We start from the raw sequence: 8,434 nt of genomic DNA, 5'->3' as shown, positions 1-8,434 counted from the left end.
CTTTCCGACGCGTCCGGCGAGCGGAGCATCCGCCGGCCCCAGACCAGGTAGGCGATGCCGATGGTCGCGAGCGAGAGGACCCCACCCGCGAGTGCGGCCGGGCCGGAGCCAGGACCGGTGCCAGAGCTATCCAGGCTCATGAGCACCAGAACGACGAGGGACCCGGTCACGATCAGGTCCCACCACCGCCGCGCTTTCATGCGCTAAGCATCCCATGCCCCCGGCGCATCAGGCGTCCTTGCGGATCCAGCGGAAGGTGAGCCGCCTGCCGACCAGGCCCACCACCAGCCAGATCAGCAGCGCGAGCGCCACCATGCCCAGCTCCCAGGCGCCGTTCTGCTCCTGGACGGCGAAGCTGTCGGGCAGGAACACCGCCCGCATGCCCTGCGCCATCCACTTGAGCGGGAACAGGCCCGCGACGTTCTGCATCCACTCGGGGAGCTGGTTGAACTGCAGGTAGACGCCGGAGATGAACTGCAGCACCAGCACGATGGGGATCACCACGGCCGAGGCGCTGCGGCCGGACCGCGGCAGGGCCGAGAGGGCGATGCCCAGGAACGCGCAGGTGATCACGCCGAGCAGGAACACCCAGGCGAAGGTGAGCCACTTCTCCGGCTCGGTGGGCAGGGCGATGTCGAAGACGAACCGGGCCACCAGCAGCAGCAGGGCGGCCTGCAGGATGCCCGTGACGAGCACCTGCCCGATCTTGCCGATGAAGTAGCTCACCACCGGCAGCGGGGTGCCGGCGAGACGCTTGAGGGTGCCATCGCTGCGTTCCGTCGCGATGTCGATGGCCAGGTTCTGCAGGCCGCTGAGCAGCAGGCCCGCCGCGAGCATGCCGGGCAGGTAGTACGCCGCCGCGGAGACGTCGGCCCCCGTGTCATCCGTACCGAACGACTGGTCGCTGAAGGCCGTGGAGAAGATGGTGAGCATCACGAGGGGGAAGAGGAAGGTGAAGAACACCGAGTCGCCCTGACGGAAGTAGGCGCGCACCTCATTGACGACGCGGGCACCGCCGAGGCGCAGGGCGCGGCCGGCCGGGAGGCGGGGGATCGTGATGGTGGTCATTTCGCTGTTTCCTCTACTGCTGCTGGTTGAGTAGGTCGCTCAGCGACCGTATCGAAACCCGACCGGCGCGATTCGTACGCCGCCACGAGTTCGAGGTAGATGTCTTCGAGGCTCGGTCGCACCACCTCGAGCCCGTCGAGCTCGCCGCCGTTCTGGCGCACGAGGTCGGCGACGAGAGTCGCCGGTTCGCTCGTCCGCTGCTCGCGCGCGACGCCCCTGTCGACCCAGCGCACGAGCGGCACGCGCGCATCCGCCCCACCGATCGTGTCTATCGCTCCGATGTCGATGAGCGTGCCTCCGGCGATGATGCCGGCCCGGTCGCCCAGGTGCGCCGCCTCGTCGAGGTAGTGGGTGGTGAGCAGGATCGTGGTGCCCTCGTTCTTGAGCGAGACGATGAGCTCCCAGAACTGGCGGCGCGACTCGGGGTCGAAGCCCGTGGTCGGCTCGTCGAGGAAGAGCAGAGCCGGGTTGCCGATGATGCCGAGCGCGACGTCGACCCGGCGGCGCTGGCCGCCCGACAGCTTGCGGATCAGCGTCTTCTGCTTGGCCTCGAGACCCACGGCCGCGATGACCTCGTCGACGTCGCGCGGGTTCGGGTAGAGGCCGGCGAAGTGGGTCAGCTGCTCGCGCACGGTCACGTTGCCGCTCTCGCCGGTGGACTGCAGCACGATGCCGAGCTGCGCCTTCCACGCCAGACCGCCGCGGCCGGGGTCGGTGCCCAGCACGGTCGCCTCGCCCGAGGTGCGGTCGCGGTATCCCTCGAGGATCTCGATCGCGGTGCTCTTGCCGGCGCCGTTGGGGCCGAGCAGGGCGAAGGTCTCGCCCCGCTCGATATCGAAGCTGACGCCGTCGAGGGCGTGCAGGGAGCCGTAGGACTTGCGGAGCTCGCGAACGCGAACCGCTGGGTCGTGGATTGTCATGGTTCCACTGTGGCCTCGACGGCCGCCGGCCAACAGCGGTGCACCGGTGGGCCGGTGGGTCAACCGGTCGGTGGAGGGGGACCTAGCCCAGGTCGGACTCGTTCGTGTCCTTGCGGGCCGCGCGCACGATCGCGGTGACGATGCCCGCGACGACGAGTACGGCGCCGAAGCCGACGACGCTCCAGACGATGGCGGCCGGGGTCGCATCCCCGAAGTCGACCTGCGACGCGAAGATGGCGATCGCCGCGACGATGAGCAGGATGCTGCCCCAGACGATGGTGCCGATGCGCGGCTTGAGGGGGGCCGGGTCGGTGCTCGTCGTGGTGTGTGTCTCGGTCATTCGCTCGTTCCTTCGATCGTGTTGCCGGTGGCGGGGGCGCGCTCGATGGTGAGTTCGCCGACGCCCATGGTGATGTTGAGGTTGGCGACCCGAGCGGATCGGTCGATCTCCGTCAGCTCGTTCGTCGCGACAGGGGGCATGTTGAACGAATCCGCTCTATTCACCCAGACATCGCGATCGCCGGGCTCCCGCCCGATCGAGGCGTTGTAGTAGAACTCGGCATCCGTCGGCACGATCACGGTGACGTCGCCGACACCTGAGACGAGGGTGAAGTTGTCGTAGTACTGCTGCGTCATGCCCTCCTGCAGCGGATCCGCGTAGAAGTCGGTGAGGTCGATCTCCGTGTCGCCGGTGCCGACGAAGTAGACCTGGTTGGTCCAGTCGTAGTCGTCGGCCTGCGGCTCGAACCGCACGTCGTCGGTGTAGCTGATGTTCGGGCCCTGCGGCACGATCGCGGCGACCAGCAGCACGGTGAGCACGACCGCGGCGACACCCTGCGAACCGCCGGGGCGCTTGCCCCGGGCGCCGTTGACGATGATGGCTACGGCGAGCACGGCGAGCATCGCGCCGAGGCCGGCGAGCAGGGCCGCGCCGGTGATCGCGCCGCCGCCGACCGCGAGGGTGGTCAGTCCGCCGACGACGAACGACGAGCCGATGAAGATGAACGAGTAGAGCGGATTCGACCGGGTGCGAGCGTGGTGCGCCTGCTCGATCGCGCGGCGGGCCGCGCGCTCGGCTCGGTACTGCGCCTGCGCGGCGAGGCTCGCCGCGTGCTGTTCGGTCGCCTGACGCACGCGGAACGCGTCGTTCTCGGCCTTCCACTGTGCCTGCTGCTGACGCCACGCGGCGAACTCCTCGGCGCTCGCCGTGGCCGCGGGGGCGGGCGGGCGCACGCCCGGGCCCGCGGGCTCTTCGGCCGGACCGATCATGGTCGGCGCCGGCTCGGGAACGGTGTCCGGCCGGTCGTCCGTCGTCGCGGGGGTCACGAGCGGGGCGTTGGAAGCGCGGCTCGACCGACGGGCGACCCAGACCACGAACCAGACGAGCAGACCGAGCACCACGATGGTCCAGAGGGCGCGGCCGGCGGAGGCACCCCAGAACGGCTCGCCCCAGTACGCGCTTCCGGCGAACCAGAAGCCCTGCGTCACGGGCAGCATGCTCAACAGGATCAACGCGCCGATACCCGCGATGGGGGAGTCGAGGCGACCCTTGAAGACCTCCTCGAGGTGGATCTTGTCGTTCTGGTCGGGCAGCAGCAGCCAGGCGGCGGCGTAGAGCAGGAAGGCGGGACCGCCGAGAACGGCGACCACGACGATGATGCCGCGCACGATGAGCGGGTCGACGCCGAGCCGGGCGGCGATGCCCGCGGCGACACCGCCGACCCAGCCGGGTTCGCGGGTGAGGTTGAGCGAGCGCATCCAGGCGAAGAAGCGGTTGCCGGCGAGCGGCGCGGCGGCGGGTGGTGGCGGCGGGGGAGATGCCGGCTGTTCGGCGGCCTCCGGCTGTTCTTCCGGAGCCTCGGGCTGTGGGGAGGGATTCGTGGGCATGGCTCAATGCTGCCGCTCGCCACCACCGCCCGGCCATGGGGTAATCCCCTGACCGCACCCTGAGATGCCGACCCGGGGCATCCGGGGGTCTGTCAAACCTGCTTGTATTCAAGAGTGAAGACCGCCACCGAACGACCGCCGCTCGCGCGCCCGCGCCGCGTCGCGGTCGGCGGGGTGTGCCTCGCGGTCGCCCGCCACCTCGACGTGTCGGTGCGCCGCGTGCGCTTTCTCACCGTCGTGCTCGCGCTGTGCGGCGGCGGGGGCGTGCTGCTCTACCTCTGGCTCTGGGCGTTCGTGCCGCTCGAACCCGTCGCCGCCGACGACGAAGGCGTGCGGCGGTCGGCGCCCGCGACGGTGTTGCTGCTGGTCGTCGCCGGGCTCGCGGGGCTAGCCTTCATCACCACGGGGCGCGAGTCGACGTCTGCGCTGGTGATCGTGACCTGCGCGAGCGGCCTCGCCGTGGCGTGGAGCCTCACCTTCGACCGCCACGACCCCGACCGCGGCGCGGCGGCCGGCACAGTGCTGCGGTTCGCGGCCGTCGTGCTGCTCGTCGTCTGCGGTGTGGCGGCACTGCTCGCCCGGCCCGCGGCGGTCAACGCGGTGCTCGGCGTCGTGATGGTGGTGCTCGGCGTGGCCGTGATCGCAGCCCCGCGCGTCGTCGCCCTGTCGAGCGACCTGCAGGCGGCCCGCACCGCCCGCGTGCGCGAGGAGCAGCGCGCCGAGATCGCCGCCCACCTGCACGACTCGGTGCTGCAGACGCTGGCGCTGATCCAGAACCGGGCGGGCGCCTCGAGCGAGGTCGCCCGCATCGCACGCGCCCAGGAGCGCGAGCTGCGCGACTGGCTGTTCGTCGGCGACGCCCCCGTCGTAGCCGACCTGGCCACCGAGCTGCGCGACATCGCGGCTGCCATCGAGCTCGACTACGCCGTGCGCATCGACGTCGTCACCGCGGGCGAGTCCGTCGACAACTCGAGCGGTGCGCTGCTCGCCGCAGCCCGCGAGGCCATGGTCAACGCGGCTCGGCACGCGGGCGGCGACGTCTCCGTCTACGTCGAGACGCCGCCGGGCGCCATCGACGTGTTCGTGCGCGACCGGGGGCCGGGAGTCGACCTGCAGTCGCTTCCCGCAGACCGCCTCGGTATCCGAGAATCGATAATCGGCCGGATGTCGCGTGCCGGAGGCATCGCGACGGTGCGCCCCGGCACCGGCGGTTCGGGCACCGAGGTGCACCTGCACCTCGACGTCCCCCGTGACATCCGCACGTCCCAAGGAGCCAGCTCGTGACCACCGTACTCATCGTCGACGACCACTCGATCTTCCGCTCCGGCCTGCGCGCCGACCTCGACGACTCGGTGACGGTGCTCGGCGAGGCCGCGACCGTCGACGAGGCGGTCGAGCTCATCGACTCGCTGCGGCCCGAGGTGGTGCTGCTCGACGTGCACCTGCCCGGCGGCGCCGGCGGCGGCGGTGCCGAGGTGCTGCGCCGGTCGAGCGGCCTGCTCGACTCGGTGCGGTTTCTGGCGCTCTCGGTCTCCGACTCGGCCGAAGACGTGGTCGGCGTGATCCGTGCCGGCGCCCGCGGCTACATCACGAAGGGCTCGTCGGGCGCCGAGGTCTCCCGTGCCGTCGCCGCGGTCGCCGGGGGAGACGCCGTGTTCTCGCCGCGCCTCGCCGGCTTCGTGCTCGACGCGTTCGGCGCGGTCGCCGGCGAGCAGGCCGCCTCCGACGACGAACTCGACCGCCTGAGCGCCCGCGAGCGCGAGGTCATGCGGCTCATCGCCCGCGGCTACGCCTACAAGGAGGTCGCGACCGAGCTCTTCATCTCGATCAAGACCGTCGAGACCCACGTCTCGGCCGTGCTGCGCAAGCTGCAGCTCTCGTCGCGCTATGAGCTCACGGCCTGGGCACTGGAGCGCAAGCTGCTCTAGCGGCGCCCGCCCCGCGCCCCTTCTCCCCGCGCCCCGCCCGGCGCGCGGCGTCTCATCGGCGGCAATTTGCTGCTCACGCGCGTCCGGAAGAGCAATATGCCGCCGATCACACGGTCGGGCGGGAGTCCAGAACGCTTCGGATTCGGGCGACGAGTTCGTCAGGATCGTTCAGGTCGTTGAGATTGACCTGCATTACGAACCATCCGGCCGCTTGCAGGCGATCGATGCGGGTCATGTCCTTCCGCCGCTGTGCCGGATCGAAGTGGTATTCGCTCTGATACTCGACGATCACCTTCTTGTGCGGGAAAGCAAGATCTCCGCGGTAGCGCGCGCCAGGCACCGTGATCGACAGGTTTGCGACGAACCCGGGAATCTTCGCTGTGATCACGATGACCCTCAGCTCGGACTCCATGGGCGATTCGGATCCCGGGTCGAGATAGGGGAGACACTCGGCGCGTTTGGGCCCGCCGATTCTTCCCGGATACATGGCGGATGCCCCGGCCAGGCGTTCTATGGACGTGTGGGGTCCGTGCCGCTGAACGAGGTAGTCGCCCGCCGCCACCAGCTGCGGAACGGTCAACACAGCAGAGAGCTCGCACCAGAGCCGCTCGGGAGCGCTGATGCGCAGGCCGTCCCAGTCGCGCACATCGCCAGCTGCGACCTGCACGCTGTGGCCCCGGATGCCCTTGCCCTCTGGTGCTCGGACAGGCTGAGGTACGGCGACGTGCAGCAGCCGACCGTGCTCGAGGCGAGCGGGAAGCGGCACGTGGGCGATCACGGCGGCGGTCACCGAGCAGAAGAACGCGTCGTGCCGCATCACCGGGCGGTAGGCGTGGCACCGCGCCACAACGTCGGTTTTCGTTCCGGGATCGCGGGCACCGTGGAAGGGCCGCCGCAGGTCGGGACCGCGCAACCGTCCCGGTGAGACACCCCGCGCACGGGCCTGCGCGTAGGAGAACGGGCCTGAGTCGAGTGGATCGGGGAGGGGGATGCGCGGGTTCACGACGCCGAGTGTGCCACCCGGAGGCTACGTGCCTCGCGAGTTTTCCACGACGCGCTCTCATCGGCGGCAAATTGCTGCTCGCGGTGACTCCGAAGAGCAATATGCCGCCAGTGAGCGACGAAGTCGAAACGCCGGCCCGGTAGCGCGGCGGCGCAGCCCCTACGCGAAGAGGCGCTGCAGCCGCCGCACGCCCTCGAGCAGCGGTTCGTCGCCCAGTGCGTACGACAGGCGCAGGTAGCCGCTCGGCCCGAACGCCTCGCCGGGAACGACGGCCACCTCGGCCTGCTCGAGAATGAGGTCGGCCAGTTCGAGCGACGTGGTGGGCGTGCTGCCACCCCATTCGCGGTTCAGCAGCCCCGTGACATCCGGGTAGACGTAGAAGGCGCCCTCGGGCGTCGGGCAGACGATGCCGTCGATCTTGTTCAGCTCAGCCACGATCAGCGTGCGGCGGCGATCGAAGGCCCGGCGCATGACCTCGACCTCGTCCTGCGGGCCGGTGAGGGCGGCGAGGGCCGCGCGCTGCGAGACGTTCGACACGTTCGACGACAGGTGCGACTGCAGGTTGCCCGCGGCCTTCATGGCGTCGACGGGGCCGACCATCCAGCCGACGCGCCAGCCGGTCATCGCGTAGGTCTTGGCGACGCCGTTCACCAGGATCGTGGTGTCGGCGAGCTCGGGCACGGCCTCGACGATCGAGATCGCGCGCGGGGCCACGGCCGGGTCGTCGGAGTAGGTCAGGTTCTGGTAGATCTCGTCGCTGATCACCCAGATGCCGTGCGACAGGGCCCACTCGCCGATCGCCTTCGTGGCCTCGGGCGAGTAGACGGCGCCGGTCGGGTTCGAGGGCGAGACGAACAGCAGCACCTTGGTTCGCGGCGTGCGCGCGGCCTCGAGCTGCTCGACCGTCACGAGGTAGCCCTGGTCGCTGCCGGCGAAAACCTCGACGGGCACGCCGCCGGCGAGCTGGATCGCCTCGGGGTAGGTGGTCCAGTACGGTGCGGGCAGCAGCACCTCGTCGCCCGGGTCGACGATCGTCGCGAACGCCTGGTACACGGCCTGCTTGCCGCCGTTGGTGACCACGACCTGGTTCGCCGCCACCTCGAGTCCGCTGTCACGCAGCGTCTTCGCCGCGATCGCCTCGCGCAGGTCGGGCAGGCCGACGGCGGGGGTGTAGCGATAGTTCTTCGGGTCGAGAACCGCCGCGGATGCCGCGTCGACGATAGACGCCGGCGTCGCGAAGTCGGGCTCGCCCGCCGCGTAGCTGATTACCGGGCGCCCCTGCGCCTGCAGGGCCTTCGCCTTGGCGTCGACCTTGAGGGTCGCGGATTCTGCGATCGCGCCGATGCGCCGGGAGATTCGAGGAAAAGTGGCCACGCAGCTAGTGTAGGGCGGGACGGCAGGTCCGTTCCGGTCGCCCGGGATGACGGAACGCCCTCGATGCCTTACACTTGTCGAGGTAGTAATTCTGCCAAGCTTTTGCGCGCCATCTTCTGGCAAACCAGCCTGTGAGTTTCGAAGTGTAAAAAGCCGTGTGCCTCGCGCACGCAAAGGGCGGTGGCTCAATTGGTAGAGCAGCGGTCTCCAAAACCGCAGGTTGCAGGTTCAAGTCCTGTCCGCCCTGCTGGTGT

General features: G+C 70.0%; 9 protein-coding genes and 1 tRNA gene. 3 read left to right on the top strand and 7 right to left on the bottom strand.

The features are described 5' to 3' along the window. The 5 genes from ACLQ6X_RS06540 to ACLQ6X_RS06520 all read right to left on the bottom strand — a co-directional run. On the bottom strand, positions 1 to 200 hold a 200-nt coding region (locus ACLQ6X_RS06540), incomplete at its 3' end, for a hypothetical protein (RefSeq protein WP_411699362.1). Positions 201 to 228: 28 nt separating this feature from the next. After that, positions 229 to 1,068: an ABC transporter permease gene (locus tag ACLQ6X_RS06535; RefSeq protein ID WP_411699361.1), complete on the bottom strand. Its 840-nt coding sequence runs from the start codon at positions 1,066 to 1,068 to the stop codon at positions 229 to 231. Beyond that, positions 1,065 to 1,988, bottom strand: a complete 924-nt coding sequence (locus ACLQ6X_RS06530) for an ABC transporter ATP-binding protein (protein ID WP_411699360.1) — start codon at positions 1,986 to 1,988, stop codon at positions 1,065 to 1,067. The genes ACLQ6X_RS06535 and ACLQ6X_RS06530 overlap by 4 nt, the downstream gene beginning before the upstream one ends. Before the next feature lie 82 nt (positions 1,989 to 2,070). Then, the gene (locus tag ACLQ6X_RS06525; protein WP_411699359.1) at positions 2,071 to 2,328 is read right to left on the bottom strand and encodes a hypothetical protein; all 258 of its coding nucleotides are present in this window, start codon (positions 2,326 to 2,328) and stop codon (positions 2,071 to 2,073) included. Continuing rightward, positions 2,325 to 3,875 (bottom strand): PspC domain-containing protein, encoded by a 1,551-nt coding sequence (locus ACLQ6X_RS06520; protein ID WP_411699358.1) that lies wholly within the window; start codon positions 3,873 to 3,875, stop codon positions 2,325 to 2,327. Before ACLQ6X_RS06520 ends, ACLQ6X_RS06525 begins: the two co-directional genes overlap by 4 nt. A 114-nt stretch (positions 3,876 to 3,989) precedes the next feature. Here ACLQ6X_RS06520 and ACLQ6X_RS06515 point away from each other — a divergent pair, with 114 nt between their 5' ends. Together ACLQ6X_RS06515 and ACLQ6X_RS06510 are read left to right on the top strand one after the other, a co-directional pair. Next, positions 3,990 to 5,159 carry a PspC domain-containing protein gene (locus ACLQ6X_RS06515; RefSeq protein WP_411699357.1) on the top strand — a complete coding sequence of 390 codons (1,170 nt, stop codon included), beginning with the start codon at positions 3,990 to 3,992 and terminating at the stop codon, positions 5,157 to 5,159. Continuing rightward, positions 5,156 to 5,803, top strand: coding sequence for a LuxR C-terminal-related transcriptional regulator (locus ACLQ6X_RS06510; protein WP_411699356.1), 648 nt, complete (start codon positions 5,156 to 5,158; stop codon positions 5,801 to 5,803). Before ACLQ6X_RS06515 ends, ACLQ6X_RS06510 begins: the two co-directional genes overlap by 4 nt. Positions 5,804 to 5,909: 106 nt before the next feature. Here ACLQ6X_RS06510 and ACLQ6X_RS06505 read toward each other — a convergent pair whose 3' ends face one another. Both ACLQ6X_RS06505 and ACLQ6X_RS06500 read right to left on the bottom strand, forming a co-directional pair. Beyond that, positions 5,910 to 6,806 (bottom strand): endonuclease domain-containing protein, encoded by an 897-nt coding sequence (locus tag ACLQ6X_RS06505; protein ID WP_411699355.1) that lies wholly within the window; start codon positions 6,804 to 6,806, stop codon positions 5,910 to 5,912. A gap of 159 nt (positions 6,807 to 6,965) precedes the next feature. Further along, the gene (locus tag ACLQ6X_RS06500; RefSeq protein WP_411699354.1) at positions 6,966 to 8,180 is read right to left on the bottom strand and encodes a pyridoxal phosphate-dependent aminotransferase; all 1,215 of its coding nucleotides are present in this window, start codon (positions 8,178 to 8,180) and stop codon (positions 6,966 to 6,968) included. 174 nt (positions 8,181 to 8,354) lie between these two features. On the opposite strand from ACLQ6X_RS06500, the gene ACLQ6X_RS06495 reads away from it, so the two are divergent. Then, a tRNA-Trp gene (locus tag ACLQ6X_RS06495) sits at positions 8,355 to 8,427 on the top strand. The last annotated feature ends 7 nt before the right edge of the window (positions 8,428 to 8,434 follow it).

Origin of the sequence: Conyzicola sp. (genome assembly GCF_046714715.1) — a bacterium.
Taxonomy (GTDB): domain Bacteria; phylum Actinomycetota; class Actinomycetes; order Actinomycetales; family Microbacteriaceae; genus Conyzicola.
The sequence above is the reverse complement of the archived record's forward strand: the minus strand, read 5'-3'. Positions and strand labels throughout refer to the sequence as shown.